A 17,550-nucleotide genomic window follows, 5' to 3' on the forward strand; every position below is an offset into this window, starting at 1 on the left:
AAGTGATTTGCTTTAGTTCATCGCATCAGCAAGCCATGCTGGTGCGTCAGTTGGGTAGTGATTGGTGGTTGAAAACTCAATGCGAGTTGGTGCATTAGTTTGTGCCAAGCCCCATTCATTCAACTTACCTTTAAACCATTGTTCTTGGCTCGCTACTGCCGCTGCGTGGCGTGCTTTGTAGCGGTCGGTCAATTTATTTTGCAGCACACCAATTTGCGTCGCTTTACGCATCGCATAAACTAATTGGTCGTTATTACCGTAAGCAGCAATGATGTCTATCCAGCTGATCACTTGGCTTTCAACATCACCAAGTTCATTTGGATATTTAGTGATAAGGTTTAAGTTACGTACATATCTTGCCAAATCATCCCCTTTGACCACCAGCATATGGAAGTCGAGCGCAAATGGGCCGGTTAAATTGGCATACTTTTTAATCGAAAAGGCGCGATATTCGTTTTTGTGTACTTCCATGATATCAGTTGAATTGAACGGTACTTCATTGCCCGGTGAAATTGGCGCACCGTACATCATGATTGCTCCCGCTGGCGAGGTATAGTAAATATCCTTAGGTGCGCCAACTGGTGGAATTTGCTTGTAATTGCGGCAGGTTACAGTTGAACGGTCGACCCCTATGGTATCTTTATTTTGACCTATCAAACCACGTGATGAAACCCAAGGTGTCTCTGGATATTTATATAAACAGCCTTGAGTATGTGGTGTGGTGTCGTAAAAATGTGCATAGAAGAATTTTGCTAAATCGGTCAAGCTGTCAAAAGCCGCTTGTGCTGTAATACGGTTTTCTTCTGCAATTTGCGCGGTTAGCTCAGCTGCGGTCATCTCACCTGCCACAACAGCCTTTTCGCCTTTAAGTTTAATATAACGACGACGCTCACTTAAAAACGCTAATCTAACATTGGTCGCGGTAATATAGGTTTTCGCTAACTGCATAAAATTGCCGTTGCTCATTTTAACCGCCACCGCACTTTGTACCGCACCAGCGGAGTTACGAATACTCTCTACCGTAGTTAAATTGGTCGTGTAGCTTAAGGTGTAGTTGTAATCTGAGATTGAACTCATGACGTTAGAAAGCTGAATATCGATTTCATCCATCGCGGCTTTATTAAAGCCGTTATTGACTATATCTTGCACTTGCTGAGGCGTTGCTGCTGGGTCGCCTTTATCAAAAATTGAGCTAAATACTTCGCCCAAAATCAATGAAGCAACTTTCTCACCTATTTTAATTCCTACATCGGTTGCCGCATTGGCATGTGCAGGCGTTGAGTATTGTGCGGCAAAAATAGCAGCAGCTACTGCCGAAGTTAAAGCAAGCTTTTTAAGTATCATAACGACCTCTTCCTATTTGGCGTTTTATCCAATGACGGACTTGTACTGTTGCAGCTTGTTACATAATTGTGTGGAAAATATGGAGGCGTGGATTTACACCACTTTTTGCAGTGATGTCCCCCACAATCTCACTGGCTTTTGGTAGGCAAATTTGCGCGCTATCGCAAGGTTTGAATACTTGATGGCTGTTTATAATGAGGTTCCAAAGTGTAGGCCTTTCGAACCTCAGCCGGTTATCTTGCTATATAGTTTTGTTAGCCTCCGTGGCAACGGTTATCTGCAGCGCAGCATGTAGTTTTGATTTCCATAGCGCTATAGCCTGCGTCACTTAAAGCGTCGATGACTTCATCAGCGGTGATATCGCCAGTCACCGTCAACATGTGTTCACTTAGGTCCACCATAACGCTGATACCTGAATTTATCGCAACCACAGCTTTGGTAACTTTACTAACACAATGACCGCAAGTCATATCAACAATCTTAAATTTCATTAAATATCTCTCCAGTTAGGTTTGCGTGACGTAAGCTAAAGCTTACGGCTATGGTAGAGTCAAGCGTGATGAATAAAAAAATCATAAAAGCAATTTGACCTTGCCATGATGGTAAGGTTTAGCCTTGTTAGGTGAGATAATCATCTTCAACTTGGAGTCTAAGACATGACAACAATGCAACTTGCAATCAAAGGCATGAGCTGTGCGTCTTGCGCAAAGCGAATTGAACAAGCACTCAGTGCTATCACTGGTGTTGAGTCCGCCAGTGTTAATCTAGCAACCGACACCGCAACTGTAAGCGGCAACGCCCATGTTGATGACTTGCATCAAGCGATAATCGCCGCAGGTTATGAGGTGGAAACTAACGTCCGACAATTCGCTATAAAAGGCATGACTTGCTCCTCTTGCGCAACGCGAATTGAAAAAAGCCTATTGAAGGTACCGGGTGTCATCAATGCAGCGGTAAACTTAGCCACCGAACAAGCCAGCGTGACCTTGTTACCAGATACCGACGATAATGCGCTAATATCCGCGGTTGCCGACGCAGGCTATGAGTTGCTGGCCAATACCGCATCGGGCAGCTCAGCAAAAGAGCAATCCTCGGCCCCATTTTACCAAAGTGAGAACTGGCCCGTAATTGGCGCTGCGCTATTCACGCTGCCTTTAGTGTTGCCTATGTTTGGCCTCTTGTTTGATGCTGACTGGATGCTACCCGCTTTGTGGCAGTGGCTATTAGCAACGCCAGTGCAGTTTTACTTTGGTGCGCGGTTTTATCGCGCGGGCTGGCAAGCGATAAAGGCAGGCAGCGGTAATATGGACTTATTAGTCTCGATTGGCACCAGTGCCGCTTATGGTCTGTCATTGTACTTGTGGTACAGCTTTGATGGCCATCATGGTATGCCACACCTCTACTTTGAAAGTAGTGCTGCCGTATTAACCTTAGTGTTACTGGGTAAATTGCTAGAGAAACGCGCCAAGCGACGCACCACAGATGCGTTACAAGCATTAGAAAACTTAAAACCGACCACTGCGACTGTATGGCGTAACCATGATTGGCAAGTGGTTGCCGCAGCAGAAGTGGCCAAAGGCGACCGCCTGCAAGTATTACCTGGCGAGCGCATCCCCGCGGATGGCATAGTGCTCGCGGGTAGCAGTCATGTTGATGAGGCACTCATCAGTGGTGAGAGTATTCCGCTCAATAAAAGCCAAGGCGACAAAGTCACAGGTGGCGCCATTAACCTCGATGGCATGTTAGAGATTGAAGCCAGCACAGTGGGCGCGCAGTCGACTTTAAGCAAAATCATTCGCCTTGTTGAACAGGCCCAAGGCGCCAAAGCGCCTGTACAAGCTTTGGTGGATAAAATCAGTAGTGTGTTTGTCCCTGTGGTATTGCTTATCGCACTTGCTACTTTCCTTATTTGGGGCTTAGGCTTTGCAAATTGGCAACTTGGTGTGCTCAATGCCGTAGCAGTGTTAGTGATAGCCTGCCCGTGTGCGCTTGGTTTGGCAACGCCCGCCGCCATTATGGCAGGTACTGGCACCGCGGCACGTCAGGGGATTTTAGTCAAAGACGCAGTGGCGCTTGAGCAAGCAACGCAAATTAACTACGTGATATTTGACAAAACTGGCACTTTGACCGAAGGCAAGCCAGTACTGATGCAGCTGACTGCACTCACCGGCAGCGATACTGAACTTGCTGGGTTAGCTTATGCGTTATCGCAATACAGTGAACATCCGCTCGCTAAGGCCGTAAGCAATTATGCGCTAAGCCACCAGCTACCACTACAAACCGTCACTGATTTCGCGGTAGTGGCAGGTAAAGGTGTGCAAGGCATAGTAGCCGAGCGTGCACTCTTACTTGGCTCAAGCTATTGGATGCAGGAACTTGGCTTAACCCTACCAGTAGAAAAGGTCACTATACCGGGCGCATCTGTATCTTGGCTTGCGGAGCGCACCGCAGATGGAGTGCAACTGCTTGGCGTATTGTGTTTTGCCGACAAAGCCAAACCGCAAGCGAAAAAGGCGGTACAACAGTTACAAAGTTTAGGTATTCAAGTTGCCATGCTGACGGGTGACTCGCACGCGAGCGCCGAGTTTGTAGCCAAAGAATTAGGCTTAGATAATTTTGTGGCGGAAATTCTCCCCGCAGGCAAAGCTGAGGTAATTGCATCCTATCAACAGCAGGGCTACCAAGTTGCTATGGTGGGCGATGGTATTAATGATGCTCCTGCCTTGGCGCAAGCCGATTTGGGCATTGCCATGGCAACGGGCACAGAAGTTGCTGTGAGTGCCTCAGCCATCACCCTAATGCGTGGCAATCCAGAATTGGTCGCTACATCGTTATCACTGGCGAGTGCCACTTATCGCAATATTCAGCAAAATCTGTTCTGGGCATTCGCCTTCAATACCATAGGCATCCCACTTGCTGCGGTGGGTTGGTTAAATCCGATTATCGCAGGTGCAGCCATGGCTTGTAGTAGTGTGCTGGTCGTGACCAATGCGCTACGCTTACAACGGATGAAATTTTAGCCACGGCGGATTAGGAGCCAATGATGACAACCTTATTAACGATAGGCGATGCCGCAAAAGCCAGTGGTTTATCCGCCAAAATGATCCGCCATTACGAACAATCCGGTTTAGTGCGCAAGTCGCCACGCACTGACTCGGGTTACCGGCTCTATAACAGTGAGCAAATTAGTCAGCTGCGTTTTATTCGGCAAGCACGTAAGTTGGGCTTCTCATTACAGGATATTCAGTCGCTGCTGGCATTATGGCAAGACCCACAACGTGAAAGCCGCGCTGTGAAGCAGTTAGCGCAGCAGCACCTCACTGAAATTGAAGCAAAAATTAGTGAACTACAACATATGCAGCAAGTTTTGACCAGTTTGGCACAAAGCTGTAGCGGCGATGCCAGCCCAAATTGCAATATCCTCAAGCAGTTGGCTAAACCGGATTGATGAGCCCTACACAGATATAAAACACCACAACGCAACGCTGTGGTGTTTTGCATTACCTTTTTAGCATTGTGCCGCTAATCGCACTAAGCCAGCGACCATGATTGTCATAAACAAAGCTGTCTACCCCATATCCGCTGCCATGCCCTTTGATGACCCGCAAAACCTGTACATAACCGGTATTAAAGCTAATCGCCAGCACAGTTTGTCCGCCGATATCCTGAGCTAGCTGCCAACTAAAGTACGTCCCTTGGTTGTCGTACCCTGAGTAGTCCGCATTAAGCTCTACAATTCTGTTTTCGAATTGACTATTATTGCCTTGTTTAAACATAGAATACATTGGCATGTACCACTGTCCAAAAATATCGTCAGGACTTAACGCAAGGGTTGCGAAATACAGCGCACTTGCCCACACATACTCTTGCGTTTCTATCTCCCGCTCAGCAAACTCGAGCACTTCGGTGCCAACCGTAACTGGCGCAATAGTGTAGCGGCTATACTGGCGACGCTGAAACAAGCTTTGCACTATTCCTTTGCTAAGTGGGGTTAATTGCTCACCGCGTTGTACAACCTGTACTTGTAAATGAGTAATAGCATGGTTTTGCAATAGGCTAACTTGCGCAGCACTCAAGCCCAGATCAGGGTGATTAAGGGCAAATGACAACTCAGGTATAGCCCCATTGTCTGCCTGCATTGTGATGTCGCCATTTAATATCCCCCACTGAGCTGAGTAACTCAAAAATGGCTCGCTGATTTGCGCGCTCGAGTCATTATTTAATTGGAAAAACACCCTATGGCCAGGTATGTCATCAAATCCACCAGTTTCAATGCGCAAACCATGTTGGATTTCGGTAGCAAGTAGTGGTTGTTTCGCCCAACCTTGTGTGATGAGTTTATGTTCAACCTCAGCCAGCAGTTCAGCATGTTGATCTAACATCTCTGTGGACAAAGCTGCAAAACTGTCAGCATTGACGATACTGTCAAACAACGAATTATAGTCTTGCGGTAATGTTAGTTCATACAGCTCTGGAAAGGCTGCTATGATTAGCCCAGCTAAAACAGCGTCGGTAAGGTTTAGCTCTTGTTCCGCATCCTTAAGTGCAACAAGATTAGATGGGACTACCCCGCCATTAGCGCGTGTAGCCAATGCACTGTTCCCAGTAGTAAAGGGCGTTATATTCGTGGCGTAATTGGAAGGATGTGTACGGACAGATGGGATGAATAGCCAAAGCTCCATACCTGGCCGAGTTACTGAGATAGCGCGCAATGTGAGAAAATCGTTTTGCTCATCATCGTCTAAAGTCACCGCCAAATTATAGTTAGCAAACTTATCTGCCTTACTCCTGAAAATTTGCCCACCCATGCTCGCGATTATCTCCGCCTCGCCCATTTCGGCGGCAGCCAAGAAGCCACCCAATTGAAATTGCTGCAAAAATGGTTCTATCGCATATTGTTTTTGCACAACAACCGCTTCACCATCGTCGTCCACCACAGTGACCGCAAATTTAACGGTTGTACGCTTGGTCACCGCTGGCAAAGTCAGCGTCAACTGTGTTGCACTTAAACCTGACGTCTCAACAACAGGCCCCGCGACTTGTTGCCATTGCACACTGACCACTTGACCGTCTGGATCACTCGCTGTCATTGTAAGTGTTGCCGTTGTTTTTTCGACAAGCAAGGCGTCTGTTAGTATGACACTCGGTGGCTGGTTGGCTTTTAACTGGATCTGTTGAATTGCAGAAACTGCCGAGCCACTGTCGTCACGCACGGTCAATCGCAATATGGCTATTGCGTCATGTTCTAGTGCTGGACTGGTCAAGATAAGTGTTTCGCCTTGCTCATTTTCAAGCTCCAGCGGTGGACCTGACTCTTGCTGCCATTCAAAACGCAATTTACCTTCTGCATGGGAAATAGCAGGTGTCAAGGTCGCTGTTTTTTGTTCTTTTAGCGTTAAAACGCCGCCCAATTTGAGCTGCAGTCCGACACGTGATAGCGGCTCATTTGCGCCACATGCGACCAGCAGTTGGCATGCTGCACTAAACATTAAAACGGAAAATTTCGTCATCTTAGATTTCCACATAGTAAGTGTATTGTGATGTGGGGAAAGGTTTGGCTCCCCACATTATTTGCCGTTTGCCACTGCAAACAACTCCTCACAGCCTGCGGTTTACCACTATAGGAAAGTCAATCATTTCACGTCGCAACGCAAAAAGTAGTTATCTAAAAGATTCAGATGCTCAAATAAAGTTACGTGATATTTTGGACAAAAAAATAGCGCCTAAAGGCGCTATTTTTATAGGATTCTAAATTAGAATGGCATTTTAAAGCCCGGTGGCATTGCCATGCCGCCAGTTACGGCTTCCATACGCTTTTGCGACTCATCAGCAACGCGACGTACGGCGTCATTCACGGCTGCGGCTAACAAGTCTTCAATCATTTCTTTGTCGTCTTCAAGCAAGCTTTCATCGATTTCAACACGGCGCACGTTGTGGCTGCCAAGCATAGTGACTTTCACTAGGCCTGCGCCTGCTTCGCCAGTGACTTCAAGACTTTTGATCTCTTCTTGCGCCTTTTGCAAACGATCTTGCATCATTTGCGCTTGCTTCATGATGTTACCCATTCCGCCTTTAAACATAATTCGCTCTCTACAACTTAATTGTCAATGTGCTAAAAGATAAGGGCTATTGCGCTGAATTACAATGCCCGAATACTGTTCTCGTCTACAATGGCGGCAAATTCTGCAACCAAACGCTGGACATTAGGGTCGTCGTTGATCACTTCTACCGCCTGTGCAAGGCGATGAGCATCAATTTTTTGCTGGATAAGATATGGAGAATCTAAGATCCCAGCAGCAAACTCGACCTGTAATTCAATCGGATAATTGAGTGCCTGTGTTAATAAATCGCTCAGGCGATTGCGCAAAATCGGCCCATCCAAATGCTGTTGCGAACTGTCGACCTGCAAATGAATGTGCTTACCTTGCTGATTAAAAATAGAATGTAAGGCAAATTGTCGCGTGCGACCGCCAAGTCCCATCATTTCAATTAACTCAGCCCATCGGTCTTGCTGGTGCGCATAACGCACGTCACTAATTGGGCTTTGAAAATTGTCTGGGGTTGGAATAACCTGCGGCGCCGGTTGGTTATCGCCTTTTGCTGATTCATTACTGAGCTGTGCTAGGAGCTCAGGTGCGAGCTTACTTTCATCAATCTGAAAACGCTCACGAAAATCCGCTTTTTTAGCTTTACCCAGAGGAACTGCCTGTGGCGGCTCAGCTGTAACCCAAGGTGGTGTATCAAATTCGTCCGGCTCTGCCACTGGAGACTCAAACTGTGTAGCTGGCGCACTAACAATACTAGGTACTGCATTTGCTGCTTGGGTAACCGGTGCTGCAAACGGCTCAGTCGCCGTCGCTTGCGGCTTTTTTGCTTGGGGTTCCCCCTGCTTACTCGCAAGCCGTTCAGCGCCGTCAATATTGCGGCTTTTCAAAATCCGCGCTATCGCTAAATTGGCTTGTGCCGACTTTTGCTGTAGCTGCTGTGCTGGGCTCAGCTCAGCAGTTACATGAATAGGCTCTACGGCTGGTGCAGCTACTGGTGAAAGTGGCGCAGCAGCAGGCTCGATATTTAGCGTAGCCGCTGTATTTGGTGTTTCATAACCAAGCGATTCGGCCTGTGCCATTAACTCTGCATATTGCTGCTCGGCTTGCAGCGACATCAAAGTATCGTCATCTTCCGCCACGTCATAATCAAGCGGCTCTGGATAAGACGCCACACTTTGCTCAGCAGCTGGATGCGGCTCAATAACTGGGTCTATAACGGCTTCTAATGCAACAGGCTGACGCTCAGTTTGCACAGGCTGTGCCGTAGGCACTGATGCAACCTGAGTTGCCTCAGGTTGATTTTGCTGCGCTGTAGGTGTTTGCGGCTGCGCATTTGGCTGAGATGCCGTAGGTGCTAAATGTGACGCTGCGGGTATATCTGCTGAGTTAATTTTATTTTTTGCTAAAATCGCCCGCAGCCCAGCGGCTTTACTTTGGCTTGGCTCAGCACTTGCTGCACTACCGGACTCGCTCGCCGTAGCACTAAAACCACCGCGTTCAAACGCCAGCAAACGCAACATCAACATTTCAAAGCCTAATTTTGGCTCTGGCGCCCACTGCAAATCACGTTTTCCAGCAAGTAGCAGCTGATAAAGGGCTTGAATTTGCGTAGCACTGGTGTGACTTGCAAATGCTTGGATCTCTTCTGCGGCCAATTGACCTAGCTCGGCGGCTTGTGGCACCAATTGCGTCAGCTGAATGGCGTGCATCAGCGCTATTAAATCATCTATCAGCGCTTTGTAATTCGGGTTTCGCGTTGCCAATTGCGCCACTTCTGCCATTAACGCTTCGCCGTCTTGGCATAACAATGCCGACAACAGTGCGCTGGCATAACGTCTATCCATTAAGCCTAGCATAGTTTGCACTGGGGCTAAGGTGAGCTGGCCATTGGTTTGCGCGATGGCTTGATCCGTTAAGCTAAGCGCATCACGCATACTGCCATCAGCGGCTTTTGCTAACGCAGCCAATGCATCGGCTTCAAAATAAAGCTGTTCTTGACCAAGCACATAAGTGAGCTGAGTAACGATTTCTGAGCGCGATAATGCCCCCAGATTAAACTGCAAACAGCGCGATAAAATGGTGATAGGTAATTTTTGCGGATCGGTCGTTGCGAGCAAAAACTTCACATGGCTTGGCGGCTCTTCCAGTGTTTTCAACAGCGCATTAAAGCTGTGTTTAGACAGCATATGCACTTCGTCGATTAGATACACTTTATAGCGACCACGTGTCGGTGCATATTGCACGTTATCTAGAATTTCGCGGGTATCTTCAACTTTAGTGCGCGACGCGGCATCGATTTCGATTAAATCAATAAACTTGCCCGCTTCGATATCTAAACAGGCACTACATTGCCCACAAGGGGTTGAGGTAATGCCATTTTCACAGTTTAAGCTTTTTGCGAAGATCCGCGCTATGGTGGTTTTACCTACCCCACGCGTCCCAGTAAACAAGTACGCATGATGCAGACGCTGTTCATTCAGGGCGTTAACTAACGCTTGTTTGACGTGCGCCTGTCCCACTAACTCATGAAAGTTTTGTGGCCGCCACTTGCGTGCTAGGACTTGATAACTCATGGTTACTCGCCTTCGAACTCAACCAGTTTCAACACGCGAATACCGAGTTTAGCAACCCGCGCTTCACCACCAAGTTCTGGTAACGAAACAACAAAGGCAGCGTCCGTCGCATGTCCGCCTAAACGCTCAACAAGCTTAGCGGTGGCTTCGATTGTACCGCCTGTGGCAAGTAAATCATCAATCAGCAACACTTTGTCGCCTGCTACAATCGCATCGGTGTGCAGCTCAAGCGTATCTTCACCGTATTCCAACTGATATGACTGGCTGATAGTCGCGCGTGGTAATTTACCCGGTTTACGTACCGGAATAAAAGGTAAACCTAGTGCGTAGGCAAGTGGTGCGCCAAAAATAAAACCGCGTGATTCGGTGCCAATGATTTTGGTAAAGCCTTGATCTTTATAAGCGTCGATAAAGGCGTTGATGGTCGCGTTAAATGCGGCAGGGTTTGCCAACAGTGAAGTCACATCGCGGAACATAATGCCCGCTTTTGGGTAGTTAGGTACTGTTGCGATGCTGTCTTTAATCAGCGACATCTTGGTGTCTGTCATAATGGTTTAACCATTTCATTAATGATTCAAAGACAGAGATTATAACAAGAACCAGCGAAGTTAAAACGGAAAGCGTGAATTTAGTGGCAGAACTGCGTAGAAAAGCAACAACTATGGAGCAGAAGGCTGCAAAGCAGCCTCAACTTCAGGGTTATGCACCGATAACGTGTGCCCAACCAAGAATGGCATTTAAACAGCCAACTACTGCAAATACTGCTAGAAAGCCTAAGAAGTATTTTGCGTTGAAAGGATCTTTGAAATCACCTTTATTTGCCATGTGAGTACTACCTTAATAAAAAAAGCACGACGAATTAAGGCGCGTATAATAATGCAAACATGATCTAGATCAAAGTATTTATTGTGCGTTTTTTGTCACTACCACACCCAGCTCAGCAAATTGACCTAGCAACTGGAAGGCGCCCTGTTGCAGCTGAGCTAATGGAATAGCAGTGGCATGCGATTGCATTAAGGTGATGAGCTGCGCGATATTAATACCGGGTTGTTGCTGTAGCGTGTCCAGTAGTAGTGCCGTTAAGGCGTTACAAGCCATAAACTGCACATCATCCTCGCCATCGCGGTAAACTACAAAATAGTGCCGCTCAGCACTTGGGGCTTGCGGTTGGAAGTCAGTAGAGATCTGATGTACCGCATAGCTGTAGCTCAACACTCGTGCACTAGTTGCGATATACAATTTGGCGTCAAGCAAATCAGTCGAAGTAAGCGACTGCTCACTTTCATCTTGCATCGCAACCGACACAACCAGCTCAATCCATTCATAATGGGCAAGCTCTAGCATAAAATCAGCATCACACTCACGTGTACTAAACGAAGTGGTTAAATAGGTTAAAAATTCTTCTGCGATATCAACAAAATAAGGGCTATGACAGGGATGCTGTTGAAAAAAATCCCGTAACAATGCTTGCCAGTCTTCAGCCTGATATAAAGATTTCAACACCGGAAAAGCATTGCTGACAAAGCCGCTGACATTATTGAAAAATAAATCTTGATAAATGGCTAAACGTCGCGCTTCCAACTCAGGAAAATACTCGTCATGCAGTGACGGTGTGCGGATCCCAGCGGCGAATTGCTTTTGCACCTCAATAAAGTCAGGCATTAGACTTGCTCCGCCATTTTACCCGACAGCATAACTTGCTGCTGTATGGCTTTAATTTGTCGCACTTCTTGCATCAAATCAGCAAGAGGCGGAATGTTAAAATCTCGTTCTAACAGTGTTGGGAAGACCCCGTGATATTGATAAGCTACTTGCAACAATTGCCACACCGGATCTATTACATCCGCCCCGTGGGTATCAATAATTAAATCATCGGCTTCATTGTAGTGACCTGCAATATGACCATAAGCAATGCGCGATGACGGCAATGCCTTTAAAAATTGCTCAGCGTCGTAGCCGTGATTAACTGAGTTTACATAAATATTGTTCACATCCAACAGTAACTGGCAATCGGTCTCAGCAAGGATGGCTTGCGTAAACTCAAGCTCAGTCAATTGCTGCCCCGGCGCACAATAGTAAGAAACATTTTCCACCGCGATTTGCTGTTCTAAAATATCTTGCACCTGCCGGATGCGCGCGGCGGTATGCTTCACTGCTTCTTCGGTAAACGGAATAGGCATTAGGTCGTACATATGACCATCCGCTGAGCAATAGCTTAAATGCTCGCTGTACAGTTTGATTTGATGTGATTTAAAAAAAATTTTTAACTGCTTCACAAATTCGATATCGAGCGGGTCGTAGCTACCCAAAGACAATGACAAGCCATGACAGACAAAAGGCCGTTGCGCGATATGATGGCGTAATTGCTTGGCGTAGCGTCCGCCGAGTTTCAGCCAGTTTTCTGGAGCGATTTCAAAAAAGGCGACCTCATCCGGCACCCCTTGACTTAACTCATCCAGCATCTCACGACGAAATCCAAGCCCAGCGCCTGAAACCTGATACTGCATAACTCAACCTTTTTATTGTGAAATGTAATTAAGATCTACCGCGAGTACACTAGCTTTAGCTTGAATACCCGCGGATTGGCGCGCTAACATAGCTTAGCGCGTCAAGCTAGTGTGCTGAACTAGTGATTGCCACCACATTTGCCTTCGCCACACTTACCTTCTTTTTTGCTTTTGTCTTTGTTTTTCTCTTTGTGTTCGCCACATTTGCCTTCGCCGCACTTGCCTTCTTTCTTACCTTTCATGTCGCCTTTGTGTTCGCCACATTTGCCTTCGCCGCACTTACCTTCTTTTTTGCCTTTTTCGTCGCCCTTATGCTCACCGCATTTGCCTTCGCCGCACTTACCTTCTTTTTTGCCTTTGTCAGCGCCTTTATGCTCGCCACATTTGCCCTCGCCGCACTTACCTTCTTTTTTGCCTTTTTCGTCGCCCTTGTGCTCACCACATTTGCCTTCGCCACATTTACCTTCTGCTGCGTCTAGCTGATAACCCGCAGCCAAAGCTTGTACTGCAAAAGGATTAGCGTTGGCGTCTAAGCTTGCAAAACCAGCGCTGCCAACAACAACTGCGCCTAAAGTTAATGCGATAGAATTTTTCTTGATGCTGTTCATAGTGACTCTCTCTTGTCAAAGTGATAACGATTCGTCTATTAGACCTTACAACTACCAAACTACTTTCAATAAAAGCACGGTTACTTACGCTTTTTCTATGGCTCAGGTAAACTAGCCGCCTTTTGCGCAACTAACGACACTGCAATGAAATTAACACTAGCACCGATGGAAGGCGTGGTCGACTTCCAGATGCGAAAACTCCTGACAAAACTCGGCGGATATGATCTCTGTGTCACAGAGTTTGTCCGCGTAGTCGATATTACCTTGTCACGGCGCAAATTTTTCCGCACCTGCCCAGAATTAGCCAATGGTGGCTTTACCGACTCTGGAACACCCGTTAGAGTGCAACTACTTGGCCAGGAACCTAGTGTGCTTGCTGCCAATGCCCGTAAGGCGATTATGCTTGGCTCACACGGTATTGACCTTAATTTTGGTTGCCCAGCCAAAGCGGTTAATAAAAGCCGTGGTGGTGCCGTACTTTTACAAGATCCTCAGCAAATGTTCAATATTATCAGTGCTGTGCGCGATGCAGTCCCGAGCGAACAGGTAGTCAGCGCTAAGATCCGCTTAGGCTATGATGATGATAGTAACAGCAGCGAAATTGTCGATGCTGTGCAACAAGCGGGGGCAAGCGCACTGGTGATCCACGCACGGACCAAACGTGATGGTTACAACCCGCCAGCGTATTGGGAGAAGATCCCAGCACTCAAACAACGTATGTCCATCCCCGTTACTGCAAACGGCGAGATCTGGTCGGTGGCGGATGCATTGTTGTGTCAAACACGCAGTGGCTGTGATTCGCTGATGCTTGGCCGAGGGGCATTAGCCATGCCGGACTTAGCTGCACAAATTCGAGCTCATGTTGAAGGGCGAGCCTATCAACCTATCTCATGGCTAGATATCGTGAATGATATCGTTGAATCTGCGGGTAACTTAGCCCAAGAACACAGTGAGTTTTATTTTTCGTCGCGGCTTAAACAATGGCTGGTTTTCTTAAAGCGTCAGTATCCGCAAGCCCAACGCGTGTTTAATTGCATTCGGACGCTGCATGACAAACAACAGGTACTATCTGTGCTTTATAGCGAACTTAATTCTGCTGGAGTTGATTCAAATCATAACGACTTTGCCTAGATGTTTCATAATGAAATCTCATAGGAGAGCCAGCATGAAAGAAAATCAGACCCTAATTTACAAACGCAAGTTGGAGCTGGAGTTAGACTGCTTGCGCCAAGCCTTTTTAAACGAGCTAAAGCGCTCAGATAATTCCTTTATGTCCGCATTGGTTAGTGCATTAGAGCAAGCTCCACCAACGGAGTGGTTAGACATGGCGGCAAATAAACTCAGTCCTGAGCATTTACCGCGTTACAACCGCCTAGTGCAATTAGAAGCAGCATTGTGTCAGATTGATATTGGTCAATATGGTTATTGTTGTGATTGCGAGCAGGAAATCGACAGTTCATTACTCAGCGAAGATGCAGCCACACAGCGCTGTGGGGGTTGTATGACTAAAAAAGTAGCCAACCATATCTAAGTGGCGCGAATGCCCCACTTATACTATGGCTACTTACAGTTGTAGGGATGTTGGCTATGTTCGCTCTCGCCTATCACATAGCATATCTATGCTCATGGGGATCCGCTAATTCGCCACAGCTCAACAACTGCAAATTAATATGGGTATAGAGATTTTTGAACAAGCTATGGTTTGATACGAAGCCTTAAAACAGCACTTAGAGAACAGGCCAAAGTACAAACACAGCACCTGGGTAACGGGCAACTTGTTGCAATACGCGACTGACTTGATCCGCTGTTAAGTCTAAATGTTCAGTAATAAACTGAGTTGCAAGCTGCTCATTCCAACCTTGATAATGTATCCCGACATCCAGCATCATAATAGTTAACCACAGCTGCTTTTGCATATCGTTTAGATTCACTTGGCATAAAGCAACCGTTTCCACCAAGTTTACGTAGTCGAACTGCCAGTCAAGCCCACGAACAGGCTCACAACGCTTAGTAATAAACTCTTGCAACCACGCCTTATCAAAATCCAATGTCTCAGTTTCGCGGTGAGATTCATTGGCGTACGCAGGTAAACGAGCGGCTATCATTTGCATCCAAACCAAAGGGGCATGGGTTTGCTGGGAAAAGTAATTTAATTTACTTTGATACCACTCACTGCCATTAGGGATTTGATCCAATCCACTGCGACTACGTGGTTTATATCCCGCAAGATATTCCACTAGCTGCTGCTTGGCTTGGCTTGCGGGAAAAGTTTGTAACGCGGTTTGGATATAATCCAGTTCTTGCCGCGTCAGGTAAATCCGACTTTCTTGCGCTTGTTGTAGTCTTGCATGCACAAATGCAAACCATTGCTGACGCACTTGCGGCGTTTGTGTCTGCAAAACTACTGAAATATCGCTATATATTGGCCAAGGCAAATAACGTTCAGGAAAGCGCTCTGCTATCACCAAATAGCTTAACTCTGGTGTTGCTGCGACTGCACCAAGTGCCTGATACAATTCATGACGTTGTTTTAAATATGGCTCATCAAAGGGCAGAGGTGGAATATGCTCCGCTTCTGTTCGCCTCAACATGCCATTTAGTTGCACCAGCTGATGTTGTAACGCCTCAGCCGATGGTTTTATTTGCGGCTCACTACATCCGACTAGCGTCGCACTTAACGTTAGAAGCAATAATGAGTTACGAAACCAATTATCTATACCAAATCTAATCATGTTGAAGGAACTTACATACAAGCAAAACCAAGTTTGAGCGCGAGAAGCTAAGGCGCCAATTACAGCGGTTAAGTTGATGATTTTCTCTGTAGAATATGAACAATTGCTACAATCATATCATTTATTTCTATAAGCAACAGTGGCATTGAAAGGAAAGGTGTACACAATGATGGCTAACTGATCTTGTGCGGCGTGATTATAAAGACAACGGATTAGCAAAAGCTCCACCTTCTAAACAAGGAGCAAGGTTAAGTTTAGTCTTATCCTTAACAATTTTTGCTACGATTAGCGCAACTTAAAGTCGCGCCCACAGGGGTAAACAACTGTAGACGATATTTAAACTCTCGCTAAGTTACCTAAGGCCATGATTTAATTATCTGTTTCAGGAAAAGCCTAAATGATGATAACTACCTAAAGAAGTAGATGGTTTAGGGCTAAAATAAAAAAGCCCCTTACGGGGCTCTTTACAGCTTATAAAGCTACGCCTTTACGCTGCGCTTTATCTTTAATAAAGCCAGCCCAACTTTTAGCAAATTTTGCAGTAGTTGGATCGTCCTGCGCTTTCAAAATAGCTTGGTACGCTTGCTTGTACTTTTCTTGATACAAGTAAGCTTCAGCCAAAGAAGAATAGATAGACCCTTTCTTCTCTGAACCAAGTTCTAATGCCTTGTTTAAACGCTCAATTGCATCTGAGTAATTTTGCAATTCAACAAGGAGAGCACCTGAACGACGAACAAGTTCAGCATCGTTATCAAACTGTGCAGCTTCGTTATAATACTTAGCCGCTTCTTTGATATTTTTTGCCGCATGGTAGTAGCTCGCCAGCGCCGTTACGTTTTGCTTATCACGCTTAACTTTACCTTCTTTGATAAATTTATCGTAATAAGTAGCCGCACGATAAGGAACATCAACTAATGAGTAATAGCTAGCTAGAACTTTATAGTCGGTTTCCGAATCGAAGTAGCCTTTGTCGTAAGCAACTTGCATTACTGTTAGGCCTTCAGAATACTGCTCAACTTGCATATAAAACTTGCCAAGTTGGGTCCAAAGTTTGCCATCAGTTGGGAAAACTTGCACCGCAGTTTCAAGTACGCCGACCGCATCTTTGTACTTTTTCTGTTCAAAATAAGCGCCCACTTTAAGCATATAATAATCCTTTACAGGTTTATCTTTACTTAAAGCGATTGCCTTATCGGCCATTGGAATAACTTCATTGTAAAGCTTAGACTCAAAGTTTGCTTGCGCGATTAGAGCATATACTTTTGGATCTTCTTCACCAGTGAAGTCCATCCATTTAAGGTACATTTTCTTCGCTTCAGCGTAGTTTTGCGTCTGAACGTACAAATCACCTAGCAATTTAATCGTATCGGCTTGGTCTTTAAAATTAAGCACATCGGGTTTAACGGCAGCCGCGATATATTTTATCGCATCAACCATTTGCTCTTTCTGTGCCAACATTTGACCTAAGAAACGATCAACCGTTGCGCGGTCAAAAGCATCAGATGCTTCAATTTCACGCAAGGCTTTAATTGCTTCGTCGACCTGTTCTTGGTTGTATTGCTCGAAAGCCGCAACCATTTTCTTACCAACGCGCTCACCCATTACCTTGGTTTTGGCCTTTTTACGCTGTTCAATATCAGCATAATTAGGCGCCGCAAGTGCTGGTGCAGTTACTGCTGCACCAGAAATGGAGATCAGAAGAGCAAGTGCTGTTGCTTTTGATAAATGCTTCATATCTT

General features: G+C 46.2%; 16 protein-coding genes. 4 read left to right on the forward strand and 12 right to left on the reverse strand.

Annotated features, from left to right (window positions below; genetic code table 11):
* Positions 1-12: 12 nt before the first annotated feature.
* Together ACFOEE_RS07350 and ACFOEE_RS07355 are read right to left on the reverse strand one after the other, a co-directional pair.
* Complete coding sequence (locus ACFOEE_RS07350) at positions 13-1,344, reverse strand: hypothetical protein (protein ID WP_377122701.1); 1,332 nt, start codon at positions 1,342-1,344, stop codon at positions 13-15.
* A 254-nt stretch (positions 1,345-1,598) separates the two neighbouring features.
* Positions 1,599-1,835, reverse strand: a complete 237-nt coding sequence (locus ACFOEE_RS07355) for a heavy-metal-associated domain-containing protein (protein WP_377122704.1) — start codon at positions 1,833-1,835, stop codon at positions 1,599-1,601.
* 165 nt (positions 1,836-2,000) lie between these two features.
* Between ACFOEE_RS07355 and ACFOEE_RS07360 the strand changes: the two genes are divergently transcribed.
* Together ACFOEE_RS07360 and cueR are read left to right on the forward strand one after the other, a co-directional pair.
* Positions 2,001-4,364: a heavy metal translocating P-type ATPase gene (locus ACFOEE_RS07360; RefSeq protein ID WP_377122707.1), complete on the forward strand. Its 2,364-nt coding sequence runs from the start codon at positions 2,001-2,003 to the stop codon at positions 4,362-4,364.
* A gap of 20 nt (positions 4,365-4,384) precedes the next feature.
* Positions 4,385-4,792 carry a Cu(I)-responsive transcriptional regulator gene (gene cueR / locus ACFOEE_RS07365; protein WP_449301150.1) on the forward strand — a complete coding sequence of 136 codons (408 nt, stop codon included), beginning with the start codon at positions 4,385-4,387 and terminating at the stop codon, positions 4,790-4,792.
* A gap of 52 nt (positions 4,793-4,844) precedes the next feature.
* Here the strand turns inward: cueR and ACFOEE_RS07370 are convergent, their stop codons facing one another.
* From ACFOEE_RS07370 to ACFOEE_RS07405, 8 genes are all read right to left on the reverse strand, one after another.
* On the reverse strand, positions 4,845-6,854 hold the full coding sequence (locus ACFOEE_RS07370; RefSeq protein ID WP_377122710.1) for a PKD domain-containing protein: 2,010 nt from the start codon (positions 6,852-6,854) through the stop codon (positions 4,845-4,847).
* A gap of 243 nt (positions 6,855-7,097) precedes the next feature.
* Positions 7,098-7,424, reverse strand: a complete 327-nt coding sequence (locus ACFOEE_RS07375; protein ID WP_377122713.1) for a YbaB/EbfC family nucleoid-associated protein — start codon at positions 7,422-7,424, stop codon at positions 7,098-7,100.
* 59 nt (positions 7,425-7,483) lie between these two features.
* On the reverse strand, positions 7,484-9,964 hold the full coding sequence (gene dnaX / locus ACFOEE_RS07380) for a DNA polymerase III subunit gamma/tau (RefSeq protein ID WP_377122716.1): 2,481 nt from the start codon (positions 9,962-9,964) through the stop codon (positions 7,484-7,486).
* A gap of 2 nt (positions 9,965-9,966) precedes the next feature.
* Positions 9,967-10,512, reverse strand: coding sequence for an adenine phosphoribosyltransferase (gene apt, locus ACFOEE_RS07385; RefSeq protein ID WP_377122719.1), 546 nt, complete (start codon positions 10,510-10,512; stop codon positions 9,967-9,969).
* Between the two features lie 151 nt (positions 10,513-10,663).
* Entirely contained in the window at positions 10,664-10,789 is a 126-nt protein-coding gene (locus ACFOEE_RS07390; protein WP_377122722.1) for a hypothetical protein, read from the reverse strand.
* Positions 10,790-10,867: 78 nt separating this feature from the next.
* Positions 10,868-11,626, reverse strand: a complete 759-nt coding sequence (locus ACFOEE_RS07395) for an HvfC family RiPP maturation protein (RefSeq protein ID WP_377122725.1) — start codon at positions 11,624-11,626, stop codon at positions 10,868-10,870.
* Complete coding sequence (locus tag ACFOEE_RS07400) at positions 11,626-12,471, reverse strand: HvfB family MNIO-type RiPP peptide maturase (protein ID WP_377122728.1); 846 nt, start codon at positions 12,469-12,471, stop codon at positions 11,626-11,628. Before ACFOEE_RS07400 ends, ACFOEE_RS07395 begins: the two co-directional genes overlap by 1 nt.
* A gap of 119 nt (positions 12,472-12,590) precedes the next feature.
* A complete protein-coding gene (locus ACFOEE_RS07405) occupies positions 12,591-13,079 on the reverse strand; it encodes an HvfA family oxazolone/thioamide-modified RiPP metallophore (RefSeq protein WP_377122731.1) in 489 nt (162 codons plus the stop codon).
* Between the two features lie 144 nt (positions 13,080-13,223).
* Between ACFOEE_RS07405 and ACFOEE_RS07410 the strand changes: the two genes are divergently transcribed.
* Positions 13,224-14,210, forward strand: coding sequence for a tRNA dihydrouridine synthase (locus tag ACFOEE_RS07410; RefSeq protein WP_377122734.1), 987 nt, complete (start codon positions 13,224-13,226; stop codon positions 14,208-14,210).
* A 34-nt stretch (positions 14,211-14,244) separates the two neighbouring features.
* A complete protein-coding gene (locus ACFOEE_RS07415) occupies positions 14,245-14,610 on the forward strand; it encodes a conjugal transfer protein TraR (RefSeq protein ID WP_377122736.1) in 366 nt (121 codons plus the stop codon).
* A 196-nt stretch (positions 14,611-14,806) separates the two neighbouring features.
* Here ACFOEE_RS07415 and ACFOEE_RS07420 read toward each other — a convergent pair whose 3' ends face one another.
* Both ACFOEE_RS07420 and ACFOEE_RS07425 read right to left on the reverse strand, forming a co-directional pair.
* On the reverse strand, positions 14,807-15,811 hold the full coding sequence (locus tag ACFOEE_RS07420; RefSeq protein ID WP_377122738.1) for a hypothetical protein: 1,005 nt from the start codon (positions 15,809-15,811) through the stop codon (positions 14,807-14,809).
* Between the two features lie 471 nt (positions 15,812-16,282).
* On the reverse strand, positions 16,283-17,545 hold the full coding sequence (locus ACFOEE_RS07425) for a tetratricopeptide repeat protein (RefSeq protein ID WP_377122740.1): 1,263 nt from the start codon (positions 17,543-17,545) through the stop codon (positions 16,283-16,285).
* Positions 17,546-17,550: the final 5 nt, after the last annotated feature.

It is taken from the genome of Pseudoalteromonas fenneropenaei (genome assembly GCF_042643375.1).
GTDB lineage: Bacteria > Pseudomonadota > Gammaproteobacteria > Enterobacterales > Alteromonadaceae > Pseudoalteromonas > Pseudoalteromonas fenneropenaei.